General features: G+C 60.6%; 21 protein-coding genes. 9 read left to right on the top strand and 12 right to left on the bottom strand.

Annotated elements, in window-relative coordinates:
* Nucleotides 1-12: 12 nt before the first annotated feature.
* The 4 genes from GTP46_RS11580 to ybaK all read right to left on the bottom strand — a co-directional run bounded on the left by GTP46_RS11580 (nt 13) and on the right by ybaK (nt 2,962).
* Nucleotides 13-1,065: a sensor domain-containing diguanylate cyclase gene (locus GTP46_RS11580; protein ID WP_161006778.1), complete on the bottom strand. Its 1,053-nt coding sequence runs from the start codon at nt 1,063-1,065 to the stop codon at nt 13-15.
* An 83-nt stretch (nt 1,066-1,148) separates the two neighbouring features.
* Complete coding sequence (locus GTP46_RS11585; protein WP_161006779.1) at nt 1,149-1,796, bottom strand: DsbA family oxidoreductase; 648 nt, start codon at nt 1,794-1,796, stop codon at nt 1,149-1,151.
* Nucleotides 1,797-1,799: 3 nt separating this feature from the next.
* Nucleotides 1,800-2,411, bottom strand: a complete 612-nt coding sequence (gene plsY, locus GTP46_RS11590) for a glycerol-3-phosphate 1-O-acyltransferase PlsY (protein WP_161006780.1) — start codon at nt 2,409-2,411, stop codon at nt 1,800-1,802.
* Nucleotides 2,412-2,470: 59 nt separating this feature from the next.
* Nucleotides 2,471-2,962 (bottom strand): Cys-tRNA(Pro) deacylase, encoded by a 492-nt coding sequence (ybaK, locus tag GTP46_RS11595; protein ID WP_161006781.1) that lies wholly within the window; start codon nt 2,960-2,962, stop codon nt 2,471-2,473.
* Between the two features lie 25 nt (nt 2,963-2,987).
* Here ybaK and GTP46_RS11600 point away from each other — a divergent pair, with 25 nt between their 5' ends.
* The 3 genes from GTP46_RS11600 (at nt 2,988) to GTP46_RS11610 (ending at nt 8,439) form a co-directional block, all read left to right on the top strand.
* Nucleotides 2,988-3,959 carry an endonuclease/exonuclease/phosphatase family protein gene (locus GTP46_RS11600; RefSeq protein ID WP_161006782.1) on the top strand — a complete coding sequence of 324 codons (972 nt, stop codon included), beginning with the start codon at nt 2,988-2,990 and terminating at the stop codon, nt 3,957-3,959.
* A gap of 125 nt (nt 3,960-4,084) precedes the next feature.
* A complete protein-coding gene (locus GTP46_RS11605) occupies nt 4,085-5,311 on the top strand; it encodes an efflux RND transporter periplasmic adaptor subunit (protein ID WP_161006783.1) in 1,227 nt (408 codons plus the stop codon).
* 2 nt (nt 5,312-5,313) lie between these two features.
* On the top strand, nt 5,314-8,439 hold the full coding sequence (locus GTP46_RS11610) for an efflux RND transporter permease subunit (RefSeq protein WP_161006784.1): 3,126 nt from the start codon (nt 5,314-5,316) through the stop codon (nt 8,437-8,439).
* A gap of 10 nt (nt 8,440-8,449) precedes the next feature.
* On the opposite strand, the gene GTP46_RS11615 is transcribed toward GTP46_RS11610, so the two are convergent.
* The 3 genes from GTP46_RS11615 to GTP46_RS11625 are packed head-to-tail and all read right to left on the bottom strand — an operon-like array spanning nt 8,450 to nt 10,123.
* Complete coding sequence (locus tag GTP46_RS11615; protein WP_161006785.1) at nt 8,450-8,629, bottom strand: hypothetical protein; 180 nt, start codon at nt 8,627-8,629, stop codon at nt 8,450-8,452.
* A 55-nt stretch (nt 8,630-8,684) separates the two neighbouring features.
* Complete coding sequence (gene xerD, locus GTP46_RS11620) at nt 8,685-9,587, bottom strand: site-specific tyrosine recombinase XerD (protein WP_161006786.1); 903 nt, start codon at nt 9,585-9,587, stop codon at nt 8,685-8,687.
* Nucleotides 9,563-10,123 carry a methylated-DNA--[protein]-cysteine S-methyltransferase gene (locus GTP46_RS11625; protein ID WP_161006787.1) on the bottom strand — a complete coding sequence of 187 codons (561 nt, stop codon included), beginning with the start codon at nt 10,121-10,123 and terminating at the stop codon, nt 9,563-9,565. Before GTP46_RS11625 ends, xerD begins: the two co-directional genes overlap by 25 nt.
* Nucleotides 10,124-10,654: 531 nt before the next feature.
* Here GTP46_RS11625 and GTP46_RS11630 point away from each other — a divergent pair.
* Nucleotides 10,655-11,311 (top strand): TRAP transporter small permease, encoded by a 657-nt coding sequence (locus GTP46_RS11630; protein WP_161006788.1) that lies wholly within the window; start codon nt 10,655-10,657, stop codon nt 11,309-11,311.
* A 143-nt stretch (nt 11,312-11,454) separates the two neighbouring features.
* Entirely contained in the window at nt 11,455-12,699 is a 1,245-nt protein-coding gene (locus GTP46_RS11635; protein ID WP_229258921.1) for a TRAP transporter large permease, read from the top strand.
* A gap of 81 nt (nt 12,700-12,780) precedes the next feature.
* On the opposite strand, the gene GTP46_RS11640 is transcribed toward GTP46_RS11635, so the two are convergent.
* The gene (locus GTP46_RS11640; protein WP_161006789.1) at nt 12,781-13,767 is read right to left on the bottom strand and encodes a TRAP transporter substrate-binding protein; all 987 of its coding nucleotides are present in this window, start codon (nt 13,765-13,767) and stop codon (nt 12,781-12,783) included.
* A gap of 129 nt (nt 13,768-13,896) precedes the next feature.
* On the opposite strand from GTP46_RS11640, the gene GTP46_RS11645 reads away from it, so the two are divergent.
* From GTP46_RS11645 to GTP46_RS11660, 4 genes are all read left to right on the top strand, one after another.
* Nucleotides 13,897-15,915 (top strand): two-component system sensor histidine kinase NtrB, encoded by a 2,019-nt coding sequence (locus tag GTP46_RS11645; RefSeq protein ID WP_161006790.1) that lies wholly within the window; start codon nt 13,897-13,899, stop codon nt 15,913-15,915.
* Nucleotides 15,916-15,919: 4 nt separating this feature from the next.
* Nucleotides 15,920-16,507 (top strand): response regulator transcription factor, encoded by a 588-nt coding sequence (locus GTP46_RS11650; RefSeq protein ID WP_161006791.1) that lies wholly within the window; start codon nt 15,920-15,922, stop codon nt 16,505-16,507.
* A 21-nt stretch (nt 16,508-16,528) separates the two neighbouring features.
* On the top strand, nt 16,529-17,371 hold the full coding sequence (locus GTP46_RS11655) for a CPBP family intramembrane glutamic endopeptidase (RefSeq protein ID WP_161006792.1): 843 nt from the start codon (nt 16,529-16,531) through the stop codon (nt 17,369-17,371).
* Between the two features lie 89 nt (nt 17,372-17,460).
* Nucleotides 17,461-17,973, top strand: a complete 513-nt coding sequence (locus GTP46_RS11660; RefSeq protein ID WP_161006793.1) for a DUF4142 domain-containing protein — start codon at nt 17,461-17,463, stop codon at nt 17,971-17,973.
* Between the two features lie 16 nt (nt 17,974-17,989).
* On the opposite strand, the gene arr is transcribed toward GTP46_RS11660, so the two are convergent.
* From arr to queG, 4 genes are all read right to left on the bottom strand, one after another.
* Complete coding sequence (gene arr, locus GTP46_RS11665) at nt 17,990-18,445, bottom strand: NAD(+)--rifampin ADP-ribosyltransferase (RefSeq protein WP_161006794.1); 456 nt, start codon at nt 18,443-18,445, stop codon at nt 17,990-17,992.
* A gap of 12 nt (nt 18,446-18,457) precedes the next feature.
* The gene (locus GTP46_RS11670) at nt 18,458-20,194 is read right to left on the bottom strand and encodes a DUF885 domain-containing protein (RefSeq protein ID WP_229258909.1); all 1,737 of its coding nucleotides are present in this window, start codon (nt 20,192-20,194) and stop codon (nt 18,458-18,460) included.
* Between the two features lie 65 nt (nt 20,195-20,259).
* Nucleotides 20,260-21,678 (bottom strand): GGDEF domain-containing protein, encoded by a 1,419-nt coding sequence (locus GTP46_RS11675; protein WP_202414232.1) that lies wholly within the window; start codon nt 21,676-21,678, stop codon nt 20,260-20,262.
* A gap of 42 nt (nt 21,679-21,720) precedes the next feature.
* Nucleotides 21,721-22,824 (bottom strand): tRNA epoxyqueuosine(34) reductase QueG, encoded by a 1,104-nt coding sequence (queG, locus tag GTP46_RS11680; RefSeq protein WP_161006796.1) that lies wholly within the window; start codon nt 22,822-22,824, stop codon nt 21,721-21,723.
* Nucleotides 22,825-22,832 lie beyond the last annotated feature (8 nt).

A 22,832-nucleotide genomic window follows, 5' to 3' on the forward strand; every position in this document is an offset into this window, starting at 1 on the left:
GACCACTCTCCTTTATTCGGCGCCGCACTCCACGCGATTACGGCCGCTACGCTTGGCGCGGTACAGCGCAGCGTCGGCCTGTTGCAACAGGCCGTCCGCATCATTGATGTCCATGTGATTGAACGTTCCCACGCCGATGCTGGCGGTGACCTGGAACTGGCGCGCACCAGCGGTATGCAGCTGCGCTTCGATTTTCAGACGCAGCGTGTCCGCCAGCTTGCACGCGCCTTCCACCGGCGTATTCGGCAGCACGACGCACAGTTCCTCGCCACCGTAGCGGCTCGGCAGGTCGATCACGCGCAAGCTCTCGCGCAGCAGGCGGCCGACATTAGCCAGCACCTGGTCACCCACCAGATGGCCATATTCATCGTTGATCTGTTTGAAGTGATCGAGATCGATCATCAGCGCCGACAGCGGCGAACGGAAACGGCGCGAGCGCGCCACTTCAAATTTCAGGCGATCCTGCAGCGAGCGGCGGTTGTGCAGGCCGGTCAGCTCGTCGGTAGTGGCCAGCAGTTCCAGCTCGCGCACCGCAGCGTTCAGGCTACGCTCATTGGCGCGCAGCTCAATCAGCGCCATCACCTGCCGCGCCAGTTTGGCCAGCGTGGTGCGCTGCTCGGCGCTCAGGCGGCCCGGCTGCGTGTTCATCACGCACAGCGTGCCGATGGCGTGACCGTCCGACGACGCCAGCGCCACGCTGCTGTACATGCGCATATAAGGCTCGCCGACCGTCAGCGCCATGTAGGCGGTGCGTGGGTCTTCGGTTAAATCGGCAATTTCAGTGACAGCGTCGCCCAGCACAGCCAGCGAGCAGTAGCTCTCGCCGCGCGGCAGTTCGCCGATCTGCATGCCGGTGCAGGATTTGATCCAGACGCGCTCTGCGTCAACCAGGGAAATGAAGGCGTACGGCACCTCGCAGACTTTGGCGGCCAGCTCGGTGAGGAAGCTGAAATCTTCGCAGGCGGGAGTATCCAGGATGTGATAACGATGCAGCGCGGCTAAACGGAACTGGTCAGCCTGCGGACGAGCGGTAATCAGCGTGTGTACTTTTTCTACGGCCAGCATGGGCCTCCCTGAGTAATTGACAAGATTCTTATCATTTTTACCCAAGGAGTGTATAGCAAAACAAGATCCAGCAAGGTGACTTTTTATGCCTTGCTCATAATCTCACGCAGCGCGCGTTCGAACACTTCGGCCGGCTGGCCGCCCGAAATCAGGTGGCGCTCGTTGATGATCACGGCCGGCACCGAATTGATGCCGTGGCGCTGGAAGAACTGCTCCGCCTCGCGCACTTCCGGACCGTACTCGCCCGAATGCAGCACCTGGCGCGCGGCGTCCTTGTCGAGACCCACTTCGCCGGCCAGGTAGATCAGCACTTCATGCGCGCTCGGGTCCAGGCCCTGCGTGAAGTAAGCCTTGAACAGCGCCTGCTTCAACTCCTTCTGCTTGCCTTGCAAACCGGCCCAATGCAGCAGGCGGTGGGCGTCGAAGGTGTTGTAGATGCGGCCGCGCTTGTCCATCGCGAACTCGAAACCGACTTCGGCGCCGCGCGCGCGGATCATCTCGCGTGCTTGCTGTTGCTGCTCGGCCGACGAACCGTATTTCTCGCTCAGGTGTTCGGTGATGTCCTGGCCTTCCGGCGGCATGTTGGCGTTCAGCTCGAACGGCTGGAAGTGGATGCTCACTTCGGCGTCAGGGCCGATGGCGGCCAGCGCCGTGTTCAGCGAACCGAGGCCGATGGCGCACCATGGGCAGGAAACGTCGGAGACGAAATCGATTTTGATAGGAGTTGCCATTTTTTACTTGCCTTTCGCTTTGCCGCCGATGCGGCTCTCCTTACCTGCGATCAGGTTGGAGATATTCTTCGAATGGCGGAACAGCAGCAGCGCGCTCATGGCAAACACGGCAAACAGCTGCGGCTCAACGCCAAACAATAAACCATAATAGAACGGCGCAAACACTGCCGCCACCAACGCTGCCAGCGACGAATAACGGAATGCAAACGCCACTGCCAGCCAAGTCACCAAGGTGGCGACGCCCAGCCAAGGATTCAAGCCCAACAGCACACCGGCGGCCGTCGCCACACCTTTGCCGCCCACAAAGCGGAAGAACACCGGCCACAAATGCCCCAGGAATACGGCAATCGCCACCAGCGCGATGGTTGCATCGCCGATATTCAGCTGGTCCTGGAAATGAATCGCCAGCCACACGGCCAGCCAGCCTTTAACCGCATCACCGATCAGCGTAGCGATGGCCGCGCCCTTGTTGCCACTTCGCAACACATTGGTAGCGCCGGGATTTTTCGAGCCGTAGGTGCGCGGGTCGGCCAGGCCGAACAACTTGCTGCTGACCACGGCAAACGAGATCGAGCCGATCAGATAGGCGGCTACGGTCATCCAAACAGTATTCATCTTTTCCTCAATTATTGTTATGGCCACAAAGGCAGCCGAAGAATATACACTGCCGCGCCTTACTCGGCCAGAGCGCAGTGTACTGCCTTCGCGTTGAGCAGCTCGACCAGCACCTGTGGCTTGATGCCCACGAGGTAGCCGCGCCGCCCACCATTGATATAAATCGTTTCCAGCGCAAGAATGCTATCCTCCACATACACTGGCATGCTCTTCCTGGTGCCGAACGGCGAAGTCCCGCCAATCATGTAGCCGCTGTGGCGCGTTGCCACGTCCGGCTTGCACGGTTCGACGGACTTGCAGCCGATGTTGCGCGCGAGATTTTTGGTCGAGACCTTGCAATCACCGTGCATGAGCACAATTAAAGGTTTAGCGGCCTCGTCTTGCATCACCAGGGTCTTGACCACGTGATGCTCGTCGACGCCCAGCGCGCGCGAAGACACGCCGGTGCCGCCGTGCTCCTCGTAATCGTAGGGGTGCTCGGAGAAGGCAACCTTGTGCTTGCGCAGCAGCTGGGTAGCCGGGGTTTCGGAGATATGCTCTTTTTTCGCCATGATCGGATCGGGGGAGTTGTCCATTATGCAGCAGGAAATTCGCTTTGCCACTTTCAATGTATGCAATCTTTCCCAGCCTGGGGCGAAATTGTACGACAATCTGGCGCCCCTGACCGAGGCCGAGTACGAAGCGAAAGTCGCCTGGACCGCGCAACAGCTCGATGAACTGGATGCCGACGTGATCGGCTTGCAGGAGATTTTCTCCCTGCCCGCCCTGCGCGACGTGCTGGCCAAAACCACCCGCTACCGCGACGCTACGCTGGCCGGCTTCGCGCCACCGCCCGATCCCGTCACCGGCGCACCGCGCCTGACGCCGGAAGTGGCGCTGGTCACGCGCTTGCCGCTGGCCGCGCCACCCACCGCCTACATCATGTTCCCCGACGGCGTGGCCCTGCCCGAAGGCAGCCGCGATGCCGACCGCTTCGCGCGCGCGCCACTACACGTGCAAGTGGTACTGCCGAACCAGCAAATTGCCGACGTGATCGTGGTCCACCTCAAATCCAAGCGCCCCGACTACCGCAACGGCGACGTCGGCGACGATCCCATGCTGCACGCGCAAGCCAACCTGCGCTCGCTGATCCGGCGCGGCACCGAGGCGGTGGCGCTGCGCGCCCTGCTCAGCGCAATGGACAAGGAGCAACGCCGCCCGCGCGTGGTGCTGGGCGATTTCAATGACACGGTGGACGCCGTCACCACCCACATCGTGATGGGTGCTGGCAAAGCCTGCGAGCCGGGCGAAGAACTGCGCGGCCAGCTGTTCGACTGCCGCCAGATCCAGTCCGGCCGCGAAAGCCACCGCGACGGCGGCTATACCATCACCCACGACGGCCGCCTGATGACTATCGACCATGTGCTGGTATCGGAGGAATTCCATCCCGCCTCGCCGCATGCGGTGGGCGAGGTGCTGCGGGTCGGCTACCTGAACGCCCACCTGCAGCCGCAGCGGCCAGAAGCGTCCGACCACGGCCAGGTACTGGTGCAGCTTATCCTGTATTAACTTCCAGCTAATCTCGTTTTTCTGCATTTCAGGCGTGTTTTTACACCGCCTATCGCATTCTGCTGGCTGCCGCACTTGCAACATCCTAAAGTGGCACCATGCGCAATCCACATTAGAAAAACGATATGAAACTTGAAACCCTTCCTCCGTACACCCAGCCTACCGTGCGCAGCAAACGCTGGCGCAAGCCGGTGGCTATTCTCATTGTGGTTGCGCTGGCCGGCGGCGGTTGGACCGTCTGGCATAGCAAACAAGCTGCGCCAGCACAGGCTACTGCCGCCGCCCCTGCGGCCAAAGAGAAAAAAGACATCTTCGAATTGTCGAGCGGCGACATCGCCGCCGTCGACGCCCGTTCATTGGCGGTCAGCTTGCCCTTATCCGGCTCGCTGGCGCCCCTGAGTTCCGCCACCATCAAGTCCAAGGTCTCGGGCGTGGTGGAAGCGACCACACTGCAGGAAGGCATGGCGGTGCACGCCGGCCAGGTGCTGGCCCGCATCGACCAGGCCGACCTGCGCGCGCGCCTGCAACAGCAGCAAGCCATGCTCGATGAAGCGCAGGCCAAGCTGGCGATGGCGACCAAGAACGAAACCAACAGCCAGGCGCTGCTCTCGCAAAAATACATCTCGCAAAACGCCTTCGACTCGACCCAGAACTCGGTCGATTTGGCGCGCGCGTCCGTGAAATCGGCAGCGGCGATGGTAGAAATTGCCCGCATCGCTTTGAACGATGGCGTGATCAAAGCACCGATCGACGGCGTGATCAGCAAACGTCACGTGCAGGCCGGCGAAAAGCTGGCGCTCGATATGCCGGTGTACAGCATCGTCAACCTGTCCGAGCTCACGCTGGAAGCGCAAGTGCCGGCCTCCGAAATCCCGCGCGTAAAAGTCGGCCAGGATGTGAAATTCCGCGTCGACGGCTACGCCCAGCGCGACTTCCACGGCAAAGTGGCGCGCATCAATCCGGCCACCGAAACCGGCTCGCGCTCGATGCTGGTCTACATCGCCGTCAAGAACGACGACAGCGCCCTGCGCGCCGGCATGTTCGCCAAGGGCAGCATCGTCACCGACCGTTCGACGGTAGCACCTATCGTACCGCTGGCCGCGCTGCGCAGCGACAAAAACGGCCAGCCTATCGTCTACAAAGTGGAAGGCGGCAAGCTGCTGTCGCAGCCGGTCAAACTGGGCCTGCGCAACGAGGATGAAGGTTACGCCGAAGTGCTGGAAGGTTTGCAGCAAGGCGCGCATGTAATCGTTTCGCGTCTCGACAGCCTGAAGCCGGGTACAGCCGTCAAGCTGCCTTCGGCTCCACCGCCGTCGGCACAAGCCATGAACGCTGAACCGGCGAAAGGCTGATCATGTGGATCACTAAAATCAGTATCCGCAATCCGGTCTTTGCCACCATGGTGATGGTGGCGCTGATGGTACTGGGCCTGTTCTCTTACCGGGGCTTGGGGCTGGAAGCCATGCCCAACGTCGACATCCCCGGCGCCGCCATCGAGGTGCAGTATCCGGGCGCCTCGCCGGAAGCGGTGGAGAACGACATCACCCGCCCGATCGAGGAAGCAGTCAACACCGTCAGCGGTATCAAGACCTTGCGCGCCAACTCGTGGGAAGGCCGCGCCGGCGTCTACATCGACTTCGAAATCTCGACCGACATGGACCGCGCCATGCAGGACTTGCGCGACAAGGTAGCGCAAGTGCGGCCGCGCTTCCCGCGCGAGGCCAAAGATCCGTTCATCATCCGCTTTGAGGGCGAGAACGCGCAACCGATCGCGCAGATCGGCCTGACCGCCAGCGAACACTCGCTGCGTGAACTGTCGACCATGGCCGACCAGATCATCGCCAAGCGCTTCCAGGGCGTGGCCGGCGTCGGCAAGGTACGCGTCAACGGCATGGCGGCACGCCAGATCCTGATCCAGCTGCGTCCCAATGACCTGAGCGCGCAAGCGGTCGGCGTCGACGAAGTGTTGAACGCGATCCAGAACACCAACACCAATCTGCCGACCGGCTTCATCAGCTACGGCGCCAGCGAGCGCCTGGTGCGCGTCGAAGGCAAGATGAAGGACCCGCGCGAATTCAACAAGATCATCGTGGCGCGCCGCGCCAACGGTCCGGTCTATCTTGAACAGGTGGCGACGGTGGAAGACGGCGCGCAGGAAGAGCTGTCGATCTCGCGCATCAACGGCCAGCGTTCGGTCACGCTCGACATCACCAAGGTGCAGGACGCCAACGTGGTGGAAGTGGGCAACCGTATCCAGAAAGTGGCCGCCGAACTGCAGAAATCCCTGCCAGCCGATATCAAGCTGGAAGTGCTGAACGATGAATCGCTCAAAGTGCAAAGCCAGCTCGACAACGTGAAAGAAACCATCATCGAAGGCGCAGTGCTGACCATGGTGATCGTGTTCTTCTTCCTGCACTCGTGGCGCTCGACCATCATCACCGGCCTGACTTTGCCGATTGCGGTGCTGGCCAGCTTTATCGCCATGAAGGCGTTCGGCTTCACCCTCAACTTCCTGACGTTGATGGCGCTGTCGCTGTGTATCGGCCTGCTGATTGACGATGCCATCGTGGTGCGCGAAAACATCGTGCGCCACCTCGGCATGGGCAAGAACCACCGCAAGGCGGCGGAAGACGGCACCAATGAAATCGGCCTGGCCGTGATGGCCACCACTTTTGCGATTGTAGCCGTGTTCATTCCGGTCGCCTTTATGCAGGGCATCATCGGCCGCTTCTTCCTGCAGTTCGGGATTACGGTGGCGGTGGCGGTGCTGGTGTCGCTGTTCGTCAGCTTCACGCTGGACCCGATGCTGTCGTCGGTGTGGCCGGATCCGGTCAAGGACCGCTTCAAATACCTGCCATGGCTGGGCCGCTTCATGCACTGGCTGGAAGGCGGCGTGGAATGGCTGCACGTGGTGTACGGCAAAGTGCTGGCACTCGCGCTGCGCTGGAAAAAACTGACGCTGGCCTCGGCCTTTGCACTGTTCGCCGGCTCCATCATGCTGGTGCCAATGATCGGCGGCGAGATGATGCCGGAGCAGGATAACGGCTGGGTCAACTTCATGATCAAGACCCCGGTCGGCTCCAGCCTGGACTACACCGACAACAAAATCCATCAGGTGGAAGCGGCGCTGAAAGAGTTCCCGGAAATCGACAAGGTGATCGCTGTAGTCGGCACCTGGGACGGCCGCAACACCGCCCAGCTGGATATGAAGCTGGCCGACCGCAAGCTGCACAAACGCCGCACCCAGCAAGAGATGGAAGCGGCCATCCGCGCGCGCCTGAACAAGATCGCTGGCATCACGCTGACGATGGGCCAGAAGCCGATCTTCATTGCCATCCTCGGCACCGATGAAGCCAAGCTGGACGACGTGGCCCACCGCTTGATGGACAAGATGCGCAAGATCAAGGGCATCGCCGACCTGGAATACAGCCAGGAAGGCGCCAACCCATCGACCAACATCAAGATCAACAACGAACTGGCCAGCGACCTTGGCCTGACCACGCAGCAGATTGGTGCCGCCCTGCGTCCATTCGTGGCGGGCGACACCAATTCGCACTTCCTCGCACCGGATGGCCAGAACTACGAGGTCAACGTGCAGCTGCCAAAATCGGGCCGCCAGAAAGTGGCCGACCTCGCCGACCTGATGCTGGCCTCCAGCAAACTCGGTGCAGACGGCCGTCCGATCATGGTGCCGCTGCGCCAGGTGGTGGACTTCGTGCCGGCCTTCAGCCCGCAAGTGCTGAAACGCCAGGCGCTGCAACGCCGCGTGGCAGTGTACGCCAGTACCGAAGGCCGTCCGGGCGGCGACGTCGACAGCGACGTCAAGAAAGCCATGAAGGAAATCGAACTGCCATCCGGCGTGCGCTTCGACGTCGGCGGCAATGCGCAGAATATGGAAGAGAGCATGAACTCGGCGCTGGTCGCGCTGGGCATTGCGGTGATCTTCATCTACCTGGTGCTGGCCTCGCAGTTCGGCAGCTTCCTGCAGCCGATTGCCATCATGATGTCGCTGCCGCTGTCGCTGATCGGCGTGCTGGTGGCGCTGCTGGTGACGCACACCACGCTCAACATCTTCTCGGTGATCGGCTTCATCATGCTGATGGGTCTGGTGACCAAGAACGCGATCTTGCTGGTGGACTTTACCAACCACGCGCAGAAGGAAGGCCTGAGCCAGCATGAAGCGCTGATGAGCGCCGGCCAGGTGCGGCTGCGTCCTATCGTGATGACCACGCTGGCGATGGTGTTCGGTATGCTGCCGATGGCGATCGGCATGGGTGATGGCGGCGAGACGCAAGCGCCCATGGGCCGCGCAGTGATCGGCGGCGTGCTGACCTCAACCCTGCTGACCCTGGTGGTGGTGCCGGTGGCTTACACCTACCTCGACAGCCTCGGCAAACGCTGCGCGCGCTTCTTCAAGGGGAACCACGAAGAAGAACACGCGCTGCATGAGGTTGAGAAAGAAGAAGCCGAGGTCGCTTAATTACGCGTCGTTACTCTTCGTCGCTGGGGGCGAGGCCGGAGGTCTCACCCTCAGCGAGATCCTCCTCGCCCTCCTGTGCCAACCCCGGATTGTTCTTCAACTCGGCCTTGCGCCGGTTCTTCTCTTCCTGCTTTTTCTTCTTTTCCAACTCCCGCTGCCGCTTTTCATATGCGAAGTTTGTCTTTGCCATTTGCTGCTCCTTCTAAAAGCGTTGCCCTGCGAACCCTCATTATGACCGAAGTTGCTCAACCACGAGGATGATGTTGCGCATGCAAATGCTTCAAACGCTCGCGCGCGACGTGGGTATAGATTTGTGTGGTCGAAATATCTGAATGTCCTAACAACAATTGCACAACCCGCAAGTCGGCGCCGTGGTTGAGCAAATGGGTGGCAAACGCATGCCGCAGGGTGTGCGGCGACAGCGGCGCGGTGATGCCAGCCTTCAGTGCATGCTTTTTAATTAAGACCCAGAACATCTGCCGCGTCATGGCCGAACCGCGCCCGGTGACAAATAGGGCGTCGTCCTGCTGGCCGTTGAGAATCACGCCACGCGCTTCCTTCAGGTAGCGCTCGATCCACACCCGCGCCTGCTGGCCAAACGGCACCAGCCGCGTCTTGGCGCCCTTGCCGGTGACGCGCAGCACGCCATCGTTCAGGCTCAGCTCCAGCAGCTTGAGGTCGACCAGCTCGGACACCCGCAAGCCGCTGGCATACATCAATTCCAGCATGGTGCGCTCGCGCAGGCCCAGCGGCGTGGTCAGGTCGGGGGCGGCCAGCAAGGCCTCCACCTGCGTTTCGCTCAGCGTGTGCACAAAACGCTGCGGCTGCTTGGCCGACGCCAGTTTCAAGCTGGGATCGACCTCGATACGCCGCTGCCGCAGCAGCATCTGGTAAAAGCGCTTGATCACCGACAGGCGGCGGTTGGAGGACGTGGCTTTGCCCTGCTCATGACGCGCCGAGATATAGCTTTCGATATCGTGCGCCTGCACCGCCAGCAAGCCGTTGACCTGCGTACGCTTCTGCTCCAGCCACTGGGTGAACAAACGCATATCGCGCCGGTAGGCTTCCAGCGTGTTCTTGGACAGCCCGTCCTCCAGCCACAGGCTGTCGCAGAACTCATCGATCAGAGCAAGGTTGTCTGCTGCCATGCGTATTCTTTCGAGCCTTCATGCGCCAGCAGCCAGCGCTTGATGCCCAGCAGGTAGCCGTTGGGATCATCGCTGTTGGAAAAGCCGCCCAAACCGCTGGCAGCCGTCACCCGATGACAAGGCACCACCACCGGGAACCAGTTGGCGCCGCAGGCCTGCCCCACCGCGCGCGGCGCCGAGCCAATGTGCTTGGCCAGTTCGCCATAGGTGCGCATGCCGCCACGCGGGATCGAGCTGATCGCCGTCCACACCTTATGCTGGAACTCCGTGCCCACCCGCGCCAGTGGCAGCGTGAACGGGTAATCGGCATCGGCGCAGTATTTCTCCATCTGGAAAGCCGCCAGTTCGGCGGTCGCGTCCTGGGGCGCTTTTGCCTCAAAATGGGGCGGCAGGTAGCACAGCTCAGTTATCACCGCGCCGGCGGTTCGTATCCCTAGCTTCCCGAAAGGCAGTACCAGTACGGCGGAAAACAGCTCACTGCCTTGTTGTATTTTGTTCACAGTTGCTTGCACCAAAAAGTTGTCTTTATGCACCATTATGTTGCATCCCTGCTACAGCAAATATGCTACATGGTTTGTATTGTAATTGGCGCGGGCAAAAAAAAACGCACCGTCTGGTGCGTTTTCAAATCCTGCTTCACGTTCCCGGTCACTTGCCTGGTTCCGTAGCACGCTTGTGGCGGCCTGCAGACCCTATAACAGCGACATTCTGTAAAACGTGTGTCTCCTCAATCTAGTGCCGGTATTAGTTACCGTTTCTATACACACTCCCCACTTACAATTCTGTGCTCTTAATTCTGTGCTCTTACTACCGGGCTGCATATCGATATGCACGTATCCCTGAGAGCGACGCCATCATAACGCAACCCCTGCGGTTTTTCGCAAATTTTTTGTGTTCGACGATCGAACCATTTGAGACATAAACAAAAAATCCGCAAACCAAAAAAGTTGTGGTATGCCCCTTTTATATGACTTAGTAATACCCCTTATTGCCACATTGACTACCCGAAGATAAGTTACCAACATACTGGATTTCCCAGTGCCAATAAAACCAGAGACACACACAATATGCTCACAAAAATCCTGGATCATCTGGAGGAGTGGATCATCACCTTCCTGATGGGCGGCGCAACGCTCATCATCTTCCTGTCCGTGGTGCACCGCTACGGCACCGGCCTGCCTATCCCATACGTGCAAGACTACCTGCTGCAACTGCACTTTGAGTGGGCGCAGGAACTAGCCATCATCATGTTCGTGTGGATGGCCAAGTTCGGCGCGGCCTACGGCGTACGCAAAGGCGTGCACGTCGGCGTCGACGTGCTGGTCAACCGCATGCCGCCGGAATGGCGCCGTTTCACGGTGCTGCTGGCGATCGGCTGCGGCATGCTGTTCACCGGCATCGTCGGCACGCTAGGCCTGACCTTCGTCTGGGAGAACGGCCTGCACCACGCGGCCTACACCCTGCTCGGCTGGGACGCCAGCGACGTGCCGGAAGGCCCGACCACGCCGGACCTGGAATGGCCGACCTGGTTCATCTACTCCGCCGTACCGCTGGGCTCCTACCTGATGTGCTTCCGCTTCATCCAAGTCGGCTGGACCTTCCTGCGTCACGGCGAGCTGCCGCACCACGATGAATCGCACGTGGAAGGCCTCGATGACGACGATGACGACGAGCTGTTCGCAGCCGCTCCACACCCAACGCCAGCCCATGGAGGTGCACGATGAGCGGCGCAGTCGCAATGCAGGGCATCGAGCCCTGGAGCAAAAAGAAAGCCGGCACCATCCTCGCGGTCATCGCCGGCATCCTGCTCAGTGTGTGCATCCTCGGCGGCAAAGTTGGCATCGTGTTTGCGCTGCTGATTTTGCTGATGCTAACCGGGATCCCGGTCTCCATCGCGCTCGGTCTGACGGTGCTGATGTTTATGTACCTGCTCACGCAAGTGCCGGTGGAGGCGGTGGCGCTGAAGCTGTTCAGCGGTATCGAGAAGTTCGAGATCATGGCCATCCCGCTGTTTATTTTGGCCGGTAACTTCCTGACCCACGGCGGCGTCGCCAAGCGCATGATCGCCTTTGCCACCAGCTTGATCGGCCACTGGCACGGCGGCCTGGCGCTGGCCGGCATCATCGCCTGCGCCATGTTTGCGCTGGTGTGCGGTTCGTCGGTGGCGACGGTGGTGGCAATCGGCTCCATCATCCTGCCGGCGATGGTCAAACAGGGCTACCCGAAGGCGTTTGGTGCGGGCGTGATCATCACGGCCGGTTCGCTGGGCATCCTGATGCTGCCGTCGATTCCGAAAGTGATCTACGCGATTTCGACCAACACCTCGATCGGCGCGCTGTTCCTGGCCGGCCTGTTCCCCGGCATCCTGCTGACCGTAATGCTGTGCGGGACCACCTGGGTACTGGCCAAGAAGAACGGCTACCCGCGCATGCGCAAAGCCAGCTGGAAGCAACGCTGGACTGCCTTCCGCAAGAGCGTGTGGGGCCTGATGCTGGTGGTGATTATCATTGGTGGTATCACCAAGGGCATCTTCACCCCGACCGAAGCGGCGGCCATGAGCGCGGTGTATGCGTTTCTGATTTCGGTGTTCGTCTACAAAGACATGCCGCTGTCGAAAACGCCGGAAGTGTTGAAGAAATCAGCGGCGCTGTCGGCCATGCTGTTGTACATCATCACCAACGCCGTGCTGTTCTCCTTCCTGATGGCGCACGAGAACATCCCGCAGGCGATGGCGGACTGGATTTTGAATAAGGACCTCGGCCAGGCTGGCTTCCTGTTCTTCACCAACATCCTGCTGCTGTTGGCTGGTAACGTGATGGAGCCGTCGTCGATCATCCTGGTGATGGCGCCGATCCTGCACCCTGCTGCGATTCGTTTGGGGATTGACGCCGTCCACTTCGGCATCATGATTGACGCGAACATGGAAGTGGGCCTGTGCCATCCACCAGTGGGCCTGAACCTGTACGTGGCAAGCGGCATTTCGAAGATGAGCATCTCGGAACTGACCGTGGCAGTGATGCCTTGGCTGATTACGATGCTGGTGTTCCTGGTGATTGTGACCTACTGGCCAGGATTGTCGCTCTGGCTACCGAAAGCGATGGGACTGATGTAGCATGCGTCGCTCCCGCGAAAGCGGGAGCCCATGCTGAGTTGGCGTTCTATAGGTTCCCGCTTTCGCGGGAACGACAGCAGATTACTTCGCAGCTTCCTTGTTAATCGCCGAGATCAGGTCCTTACCAATCCGGCCTTCCATTTGCTGCTGCACCGGCAGCAGCGCCTTGCGCCAGTCGGCTTGCTCTTTCACGCTGAGGGTGTAGATCTCAGTCTTGCCGGCCTTCTTGATCGCTTCCAGCGCCAGGTCGTTATCGCGTTGAGCAATCGCCTTCTCGAAAGTGGTGGCATCCTTCATCGCCTTATCCAGCGCGACGCGAATGTCGGCCGGCAGGCCGTCCCAGAACTTCTTGTTCACGATAACTGCATAGCCCAGGTAACCGTGATTCGACACGGTCACATACTTCTGCACCTCATGCATCTTCTGGGTGTACATATTCGACGGCGGATTCTCGGTGCCATCCACCACGCCGGTTTGCAGCGCCTGATACACCTCGGAGAACGCCAGCACCTGCGGGTTCGCGCCCAGTGCGCGCATCTGCGCGTCCAGCACTTTGGACGACTGGATACGCATCTTCAGGCCTTTGAAATCGGCCGGTGCGCGCAGCGGCTTATTGGCCGACATCACCTTGAAGCCGTTATCCCAGAACGCCAGGCCGGTAATGCCCTTCGGCTCCAGCTTCTTCAGCAGCGACTTGCCGATTTCGCCTTCGGTCACGTTGTACAACGCCGTCTTCGACGGGAAGATGTACGGCAGGTCGAAGGCTTCAAACTCCTTCACGCCCAGCGGACCGAATTTGGCCAGCGACGGCGCCAGCATCTGCACAGCGCCCAGCTGCAGTGCTTCCAGTTCTTCCTTGTCCTTGTACAGCTGACTATTCGGATACACCTCAACCTTCACGCGGCCATTGGTGGCCTTTTCCGCCAACTGCTTGAAACGCTCTGCGGCCTGGCCTTTCGGCGTGTCGGTAGCAACCACGTGGCTGAATTTAATGACGATAGGTGCTTGCGCGTATGCGTTGAAGCTCAGGGCCGCGCTCAGGACGAGCAGGACGGGTTTCAGTTTCATGAAGTCTCCTGGTGGGTTTAAAGTTACACTATTCTTCTATTCTGACTGATTGTTATAAATAGCAGCAAGCGTGGCAAGTGTGGATAACCACAATGGCCGCCCCACCACGACCAGCTAACCTGATCGCCCATGACGCCAGCCCACACTCCAGCGCCTACTGCGCGCCGCCGAACCCACTCCAGCACCTCGCTGCGCTGGCTGCTGCCTATCGTGCTGGTGTTGTTTTTCCTGGCGATCCTGATCTGGTTACCGTGGCAAGCGCGCCAGATGGAGAGCAATGAGCGCCAGGAGCAGCTGATTGCCGATACGCTGTGGGTCGAACAAACCATCCGCTTCCAGCTGGGGCGCGACGAAGAAAGCCTGCGCACGCTGGGCGTCGAAATCACCGCCGGCCACCTGTCGCCGGCGCAGCTGCACGAGCGCATGACACGGCTGCTGAAGAACGGCCACGAACTGCTGCGCGTGGTCTGGCTCAAGCCGGACGGACAACTGGGCGGCAGCAGCGATCCGCTGGCCGCACAGGTGGAACTCTCGCCCGCCTCCAAAAACACCGCCGACATCACGCGCAAAACGCGCCGCCCGATGTACACCCAGCCGGAGGCGCAGACGCATATCTCATCCGCCGCACCGGCCGCAGTGCTGATGGATTACCACGTGCCGCTATTCCATGGCGACGAATACCTCGGTGACCTGGTCGCAACGTATCAAACCAGCGCCCTGCTCGATGAAATGGTGCCGTGGTGGTTCGCCCAGGATAACCAGGTGTCGCTGGTGGACCGCGACGACAAAGTACTAGCACGGCGCGCGGCCGCTGGTCCGGGGCACGGCGTCTACACCCACAAGCGCGCACTGGATCTGCCGGGCGCCTCGGTCACGCTGGTGACGGACAGCGTGAAGAGCGAGCCGCAGCTGCTGCCTAACCTGCTGGTCGGCTCAGTGATCGTGCTGTCGCTTGGCCTGTTATGGAGCTTGCTCGCGCTGTGGGGCCACATCTCGAAACGCCTTGCGGCAGAAGGCGCGCTGCGTCAGCAAATGACGTTCCGCACAGCGATGGAAAACTCGCTGGTGACCGGCTTGCGCGCACGCGATCTGGAAGGCCGCATCACCTATGTCAATCCGGCGTTCTGCCAGATCGTCGGTTATCCGGCGGAGGAAATCGTCGGCAAGCTGCCACCCATGCCCTACTGGGCGCCGGAAGCGATGGCGGAATACCAGACGCGCTTTGCCTCCGTATTGGCCGGCAAAGTCACGCCGCAGTTCGAGACCTTCTTCCAGCGTCCCGACGGCGAACGCGTGCCGGTGCTGATCTTCGAAGCGCCGCTGGTGGATAACGATGGCAAGCAAACCGGCTGGATGGGCTCCATCCTCGACATCTCCGACCGCAAGCGCGTCGAAGAACTGAATCGCCAGCAACAGGAAAAGCTGCAGGCCTCCGCGCGCATGGCGACCATGGGCGAAATCGCCTCCATGCTGGCGCATGAACTGAACCAGCCGCTGGCCGCGATTTCGAGCTACACCACTGGCGCCTTGAACGTGCTGGATCGCGAAGGCGCGGTCGACTGCACCATCCTCAAACCGGCAATGGAACAGGCGCGCGCACAAGCGCAACGTGCCGGCCAGATTATCCGCAGCGTGCACGAATTTGTGAAGAAGCGCGAACCACTGCGACAGGAAGTGGAGATTACCTCGCTGCTGGACAGCATCCGTACGCTGATCGAACTGCAAGCGCGCCAAAGCTATGTCTCGTTCCGCACCGAGATTCCGGCCGACCTGCCGCCAGTACGCGCGGACCGCGTGATGATCGAGCAGGTGCTGCTCAACCTTACTCGCAACGGCATCGAAGCGATGCAGCACGTGCAGCCGCAGCGGCGCGTCCTCAATGTAGTGGCGGCGTATGACGAAGCGAGCGCGCAAGTCAGCGTGGCAGTGATCGACCACGGGCACGGCATACCGGAGGAAGTGGCACAGCGATTATTCTCGCCGTTCTTCTCGACCAAGGCGGAAGGCATGGGCATGGGTCTCAACATCTGCCGGACTGCGATAGAATTCCACGGTGGCGCACTGACCTTCCGCGCCAATCCCGAGGGCGGGACCATATTTACGTTCGTGCTGCCGGCCGTGCCGGTCGCCACGGAACAGGAGACATAACAAGATGCTGCATATCGTCGACGATGAAGCGGTCGTGCGCGACTCGCTTAGCTGGCTGGCCACTTCGCGATCCATTCCTGCACGCGCCTACGAATCGGGCGTGCACTTCCTCGCGCAAATCGGCAGCGGCGCGTTCGACGCCGGCGGCGACTGCGTGCTGCTCGACGTGCGTATGCCGGACATGAACGGCGTCGCCGTGTTCGACCAGTTGCTAGCACGCGGCGTGGCGCAGCGCATGCCGGTGATCTTCCTCACCGGCCACGGCGACGTGCCGATGGCGGTAGATACTTTGAAGCGCGGCGCTTTCGACTTTTTCGAGAAACCATTCAACGACAACCAGCTGATGGACCGCGTGCAGGAAGCGCTGGCCACCTCGCGCGGCGCCGGCGCCACCGCCGCCGTGCACGCGCGCTTGGCCACGCTGTCGGTACGCGAACGCGAAGTGCTGGACCTGATCCTGGCCGGCAAAATGAACAAAGTCGTGGCGGATCAACTGGGCATCAGCATGCGTACGGTAGAAGTCCACCGTGCCCATATCTTCGACAAAATGCAGGTCAAAACCGCCGTGGAGCTTGCCGGTTTGCTAAAATAACAAAAAACAACCGGAGAGAGCATGAGCACTACGCAGCAAGTCATCCCGTCTGTTCCAAGCTTCCGCAACCGCTTCTTCTCGCATCCCATCACACGCATGGTGCTTGGTGTGATCGCCACGCTGGGGCCGATCACGATCACCATGATCTTGGCCAATATCCTCATTCCCAAACAGCTGCGTGCGGGCGGCTGGACCTTCCTGCTGGCGGCGGCCATGAGCCTGTTGAGCTATCGCTGGTTCGTGCGCCGCACCGAACAGCGGCACACACTGGCGGAACTGGCGTTGCCCGGCGCGGCGCGTGAAGCCGGCGCCGGCATCGCGCTTGGTGCGATCCTTGGACTGATCGTCGCCGGCCTGCTGGCACTGGCCGGCGCGTTCAGCATCACCAGCAGCAACGACTGGACCATCGTGCTCAAGACTTTGCCCGAGCAAGTGATGGTCGCCATCTTCGAAGAACTGATCTTCCGCGCCGTGCTGTTCCGCATCACCGAACAACGCTGGGGCACGCGTGCAGCGCTGGTCTCCTCATTCATCCTGTTCGCGCTAGCGCATATGCCGAACGAAGGCATCAGCGTGCTGGCAGTGGTGATCACCGGCGTGGCCGGCGTAACCCTGAGCGCCGCCTACCTGCTGACGCGCCGCCTGTGGTTGCCGATCGGCCTGCACTTCGGCTGGAACTACCTGTTCGACGGCGTGTTCGCGGTCCCCGTCTCCGGCCATGCAGCACGCGGCTGGCTGCAAGTCAGCATGCCCGGCCCCGACTGGCTCAGCGGCGGCCACTACGGCGTAGAAGCCTCCGCCGCCACGCTGATCGTCTGGGCCACCACCACCCTCATCCTCCTCCACCGCGCCCGCCAAAAATAAATCAAAGGAATCGGTACGCTGGCACACAGTGCAGCTAGCGCGCCAGCGCTACAGTCGGTGCAGTCATCACGCCAACTGGAGATAACGAAATGAAGACTGCACGCTTTGCAACTGCATTTATCGCTTGCGCCGCAACCGCGCAATTCGCTTTCGCCCAGACGCCGATCAGCAAGGCTGATGCAGATCGTTTGGTCGCCATTGCTCAGGCCAATATCGCCGAAATCGCTGCGGGGAAGTTGGCGGTTGAGAAAAGCGCCAATGGAGAAATCAAACAGTTCGCCCAGATGATGATCGACGATCATAGCAAAGGACTCGCCGATACCCAAAAACTGGCCGCAGCCAAGAACGTCATCCTGCCGACTGAACCGGATGACGCCCACCAGAAAATGGCTACGGAGCTGAAGCAGCTCTCAGGAGCGGCTTTTGATAAAGCCTATGTCAGCAAGGCTGGTGTGCAAGACCACGTCAAAGTTCACGCAGCCCTGAAAAACGACATTGCCAGCGCCAAAGACACCGATGTCAAAGCCTTGGCCAGCAAACTAGAACCCATCGTCGGCCACCATGAAGCAATGGCAAAGAAACTGGACACCGCTACGCGCTAATCGGCAAGCTTGACGATTAGTCCTCAATCGCGGCCAAACCGTTGCGCATTTTTTCTTTGAGACTGTCGAGCATCAGTTGCAGCACTTCTGGCGGATGCCCCTGCCAATCCTCCACTTTACCCACAATTTTTAACGGGTGACGTGTGCGATAGGATTGGGTAGGGTTACCGGCAAAACGCTTGTTTGTCAGATTGGGATCATCCTCAAAGCTGCCTGTGGCTTCGACAATGTAGATGTAGCCGCGCCCCTCTGCTCCGGCAAGCGAGGTAGCCAATTCCGCGCCCCAGATAGCCGGCTCCATCAGGGCGCTGAAATACACGTTGTTTGAGATCCTCCCCGCATCGAAATTGGAGGCGAATCCAGGTACTAACAGGTCCCCTGTTTCGAGCTCGTATTTAGTACCGTGATAAAAAGGCCCTTTCACGCTACCACAACTCTCATGCGTAACAGGCGTCCAATCTGGATTGCTCATGTGCTCCTCCCTTCAACCCTTCTGCTGAACGATCCATTCGTCGACGACTTTTTCCAGCACCGACAGCGGGACGTTGCCGGTTTCGAGGACGGTGTTGTGAAAGGCTTTGATATTGAACTTGTCGCCCAAGGCCTTCTGCGCTTTGGCGCGCAGATCGAGGATACGGATCATGCCGATTTTGTAAGCGCAGGCCTGGCCAGGCATCACCACGTAACGATCCACTTCCGCCGGCGGAATGCCGTAGTCGATGCCTTGCTGGCGCGTCCACTTCATCGCGTGCACGCCGGTGTCCACCACCAGTCGACGCGCGCGGAACAGTTCTGCATCCAGCTGCCCCAGTTTGCCCACCACGTCATCGCCATACCAGCCGTTCTCCGACGCCAGCTGCTCGGCATACAGCGCCCAGCCTTCACCATACGCAGAACCGACACCGAACACACGGTCGCGGCGATAGCGCGGCAGACCAGTGTTCTCCTGCTGCAGCGCGACCTGGAAGTGGTGGCCCGGCACACCTTCGTGATAGACCAGCGTGCGCATGCCGACGATGCGGAAGTCAGGCCCCGGCAGCGGCGCCCAGAAGATGCCTGGGCGCGTGCCATCCTTGGCCGGACCAGTGTAATGCGCCGCCGCCGTCTTCTCGGTAAACAAAGGCTCGCGCTTTACCACCACCGGCGCTTTCGGCACTTTGTCGAACAAGTCCTTTGCGCGCGCTTCGGCATCGCGCAGAATCTCGTCATAGTGCGCCAGCAGTTGCGGACGCGGATCCGCTTCTTTCGGCTGCTGGTCTTTTTCCAGCTTGGTCATGCGCTCCTTGATGCTGCCCTCGGTGTAGCCGATCGACCCCAGCAAGCCATTCATCTCCTTCTCGATGCGCGCCACTTCCAGCTGGCCGATTTCATGAATCTGCTGTGGCGTGTAATCGGTGGTGGTCATCTGGCGCAGCACCACGGCATAAGCCTTGTCGCCATTCGGCAGGCGCCACAAGCCCGCGTCGTTGTTCGTGTTCGGCAGCTGTTCCTGCAGCAGCGTGCGCGTACGGTGGAACACTGGAATGATGGATTGCTTGACGATGGCCGTCGCCTCTTCCGTGAACTTGGCCTGGTCTTGCGCCGATACTTCCTTCACATTGGCCATGCGCTGCACCAGCGACGCCACAAACACATTGCTCTCCGGCGGACCATCGAGGAAACGATCCAGCTGACCAATCGACGCCTGCGTGATAAAGGTCGGCATCAGGATGCCGCGTCCCGCCGCGCCGCGCGCTTGCACAATGCCGGTATCCATCTTGCTCGCCACTGCTTTCAAACGCACCAGGTAATTTTCGATATCACGGCGATTGCGGATCGGGTGCTGCTGCGACAGGAAGTTCACCAGCTGCACATGCAAACCGGTGAACTGGTTGAACACAAAGTTATAGTCGCGATAGTTGTACGCATCGACTGTACCCTGCAAACTCCAGGCGATGGTGGCAGCACTGGCGCGTTGCTGCGGCGTCAGTTTCGACTGGTCGATCTTCGCCAGTTCCGCCAGCGACTTGCGCGCCGTCGCCACTTCCGCTGCGCGGAACACCACCGTGTTCGGCGTCAGCTTGCGGTCCAGCGCATCTTGCTCTTTGGCGTCGAAGTACTGCTTCTGCGTCGCTTGTTCCGGATCGCTGCGCACCTTGGCATTGGCGACCTTGTCGGCCCAATCGTCAAAGGAAACGGCATGCGCAGCGAAGGTGAACGATGCGCTAACCAGCAGCGACATGAATCTAATTGAAGTTTGCATTTCATGGGCCTTTGTAAGGAAAGAACCCAGCGAGTGTAGCCCACTCAGGCCAGCTTCTCAACCGTCGGCTGATCAAGCTCGGTGCGATTGCGGCCGCCCTGTTTGGCGCGGTACAGCGCGCGGTCGGCGCGCGAAATCCAGCGCTCGTAACTGGCATCGTCTTCATGCACGGTCGCCACGCCAAGGCTCACTTGCATCTGGAAGCTGCGCTCTTCATGCTTCACCAGCGACGCCGCCACTTCCTCGCGCAGGCGCTCCGCAAACGCATGGGCGCCGCGCAAGCTGGTATCGGGCAGCACGATCAGGAATTCCTCGCCGCCGTAGCGCGCTGCGAAATCGACCGTGCGCATCTCAGAAAAAATTACGCCGGCCAGACGGCGCAACGCTGCATCGCCAGCCGGATGGCCATACTGGTCGTTGACCTGCTTGAAGTGATCGATATCGAGCAGCACCATCGCCGTGCTGTGTCCAGAGCGGCGCGTGCGTTGCCACTCCGCCGCCATGCGGCGATCGGCTTCGCGCCGATTGAGCAAACCAGTAAGCGCGTCGGTGGTGGCCAGCTTTTCCATCTCGACCAACAGCGCGTCCTGCGACTTTTGCCAATGCAGGAACAGCTGATAACCAAAGAAGGCAATGAACAGCACAATGACTGCAAACACCCAGTAAAACACCCACATGGTCTGGCGCAGCGCGTCGAGGTTCACCTGGCTGTCGGCCAAGCCGGTGGTCGCATAGCCGTAGACCAGCACACCCAGCGTCACGGATGCCAGCAAACCAAGCAGGGTTTTGCGCGAACGGATATGGCCATCGCGCATCAGGCGCGGATGGGCAGATTGCCAGCGCTGCACCCACGGCCACAGCATCGCCATCAACGGCCCGACCAACAGTACGCTTTGCACGAAAGCGCCCAGCCACCAGCCCTGCCACACCGGCAGCAAGGCTGTGCGGTCGAAGTCATTGGTGTAGCTCCAGATCAGCGCACCGCTGGAACTGAACACGCAGGCCACAAACGACTGCTGCACGTAGAACAGCAAATCGGTCACGCCGCGCAAATCACGCCGCATATTGGTGGCGCGATAGCCGATCACCATCACCGCAAAGCCCAGCGGATTGGATAGTCCGAACAGCATGGCCCACTGCAAGGGCATGCCGGCATAGAGCGCGAGACACAGTGTGGCGCAGTAAGCGGGAATGGCGCCCCACCACCAACCCAGCGTGAGTGTCAGCAGCAGGCAAATCAGCAGTGGAGGATAAACGGTGAGGTAGACGGCGACGCCGCCAAATTCAAACGGGATGCCGGACCAGCCCCATTTCACCATGCCCACACCCAGCCAGGCGCATAGGACAAGCAGCATGAGCCAGCCACCGAACAGGAAGGTTTTCTGTAAGGGGCCGCCGTGACGCCACAAGCGCGAAGGCGACAGTTCCCGGTACGGCGGCGGTTGCACGGCAGGTTTGGACAAAGTGATTCCCCTTGATGTCCTGACAATTATACCGCCGCTGTCCTAGACGGAATGACAGGCCAGCGCCCACTCCACATGTTCGCGCACCAGCGGCGATGGATCGTCGCGCCGCGCCAACAGTGCAGCGACGATAGCTTCATCGCCCTGCGCGCCGGCCGCCGCCGCATTCCCCAGGCCGACGGCGATATTGCGCAGCCAGCGCTCATGGCCGATGCGGCGTATCGGACTGCCTTCCATCTTGCGGTTGAACTCATCCTCGCTCCACGCGAACAGCTCCACCATGGAGGCGTGGCCCAGGCCATGCCGTTCGTCGAAGTCCGGCAGCACGGCGCGCTGGGCGAATTTATTCCACGGGCAGGCGGTCTGGCAGTCATCGCAGCCGTAGATGCGGTTGCCGATCAGCGGACGCAGTTCCAGCGGAATCGCGTTTTTCAGTTCTATCGTCAGGTAGGAAATGCAGCGCCGCGCATCCAGCTTGCCCGGCCCGAGGATGGCTTGCGTCGGGCAAGCCGTGATGCACGCCGAGCACTGGCCGCAGTGAGCGCCGGTCGGTTCATCGATTGGCAGCGGCAGGTCGACCAGGAATTCTCCCATGAAGAACATCGAGCCAGCAGTACGCGACAGCAGCAAGGTATGCTTGCCGCGCCAGCCCAAACCGGCCTTCTCGGCCAGCGGCAGTTCCATCACCGGCGCCGAGTCGGTAAACACGCGGTAGCCGAAATCGCCGATCTGCGCTTTCACCTTGTCGGCCAGCTGCTGCAGGCGCGCGCGCAGTACTTTGTGATAGTCGCGGCCACGCGCGTAGACCGAGATGACGGCCGCGCCGGGATCGGCCAGCCGCGCCAGTTCGCGTTCGCGCCAGTTATGTTCACCACTCGTTTCAGTCTCCCTCGGCAGGTAGTCCATGCGGGCGCTGATCACGCGGATGGTGCCCGGCACCAGCTCTGCAGGGCGGGCGCGCTTCATGCCATGGGCCGCCATGTAGTCCATTTCGCCGTGCATGCCCGCGTCCAGCCAGGCCTGCAGGCCGGCTTCGGCGTGACTGAGGTCGACGTCGGTGATGCGGATTTCGGCAAAGCCCAGCTCTACACCCCAGCGCTTGATGCTGAGGGCTAGTTCGGCTAAATTGGTTTCAGACAGGGACATCGGCTTTA

Source organism: Duganella flavida (genome assembly GCF_009857445.1).
Classification (GTDB): domain Bacteria; phylum Pseudomonadota; class Gammaproteobacteria; order Burkholderiales; family Burkholderiaceae_D; genus Rugamonas; species Rugamonas flavida.

Bases quoted from the DNA above. Each gene is read 5' to 3' on its own strand.
- GTP46_RS11615 (WP_161006785.1), bottom strand. From the start codon at position 8,629: ATGGCAAAGACAAACTTCGCATATGAAAAGCGGCAGCGGGAGTTGGAA.
- queG (WP_161006796.1), bottom strand. From the start codon at position 22,824: ATGTCCCTGTCTGAAACCAATTTAGCCGAACTAGCCCTCAGCATCAAG.
- arr (WP_161006794.1), bottom strand. From the start codon at position 18,445: ATGAGCAATCCAGATTGGACGCCTGTTACGCATGAGAGTTGTGGTAGC.
- GTP46_RS11630 (WP_161006788.1), top strand. From the start codon at position 10,655: ATGCTCACAAAAATCCTGGATCATCTGGAGGAGTGGATCATCACCTTC.
- GTP46_RS11645 (WP_161006790.1), top strand. From the start codon at position 13,897: ATGACGCCAGCCCACACTCCAGCGCCTACTGCGCGCCGCCGAACCCAC.
- GTP46_RS11605 (WP_161006783.1), top strand. From the start codon at position 4,085: ATGAAACTTGAAACCCTTCCTCCGTACACCCAGCCTACCGTGCGCAGC.
- GTP46_RS11640 (WP_161006789.1), bottom strand. From the start codon at position 13,767: ATGAAACTGAAACCCGTCCTGCTCGTCCTGAGCGCGGCCCTGAGCTTC.
- ybaK (WP_161006781.1), bottom strand. From the start codon at position 2,962: ATGGCGAAAAAAGAGCATATCTCCGAAACCCCGGCTACCCAGCTGCTG.
- GTP46_RS11670 (WP_229258909.1), bottom strand. From the start codon at position 20,194: ATGTCGCTGCTGGTTAGCGCATCGTTCACCTTCGCTGCGCATGCCGTT.
- GTP46_RS11635 (WP_229258921.1), top strand. From the start codon at position 11,455: ATGCTAACCGGGATCCCGGTCTCCATCGCGCTCGGTCTGACGGTGCTG.
- GTP46_RS11585 (WP_161006779.1), bottom strand. From the start codon at position 1,796: ATGGCAACTCCTATCAAAATCGATTTCGTCTCCGACGTTTCCTGCCCA.
- GTP46_RS11650 (WP_161006791.1), top strand. From the start codon at position 15,920: ATGCTGCATATCGTCGACGATGAAGCGGTCGTGCGCGACTCGCTTAGC.
- GTP46_RS11660 (WP_161006793.1), top strand. From the start codon at position 17,461: ATGAAGACTGCACGCTTTGCAACTGCATTTATCGCTTGCGCCGCAACC.
- GTP46_RS11600 (WP_161006782.1), top strand. From the start codon at position 2,988: ATGCAGCAGGAAATTCGCTTTGCCACTTTCAATGTATGCAATCTTTCC.
- GTP46_RS11610 (WP_161006784.1), top strand. From the start codon at position 5,314: ATGTGGATCACTAAAATCAGTATCCGCAATCCGGTCTTTGCCACCATG.
- GTP46_RS11655 (WP_161006792.1), top strand. From the start codon at position 16,529: ATGAGCACTACGCAGCAAGTCATCCCGTCTGTTCCAAGCTTCCGCAAC.
- xerD (WP_161006786.1), bottom strand. From the start codon at position 9,587: ATGGCAGCAGACAACCTTGCTCTGATCGATGAGTTCTGCGACAGCCTG.
- GTP46_RS11580 (WP_161006778.1), bottom strand. From the start codon at position 1,065: ATGCTGGCCGTAGAAAAAGTACACACGCTGATTACCGCTCGTCCGCAG.
- plsY (WP_161006780.1), bottom strand. From the start codon at position 2,411: ATGAATACTGTTTGGATGACCGTAGCCGCCTATCTGATCGGCTCGATC.
- GTP46_RS11625 (WP_161006787.1), bottom strand. From the start codon at position 10,123: ATGGTGCATAAAGACAACTTTTTGGTGCAAGCAACTGTGAACAAAATA.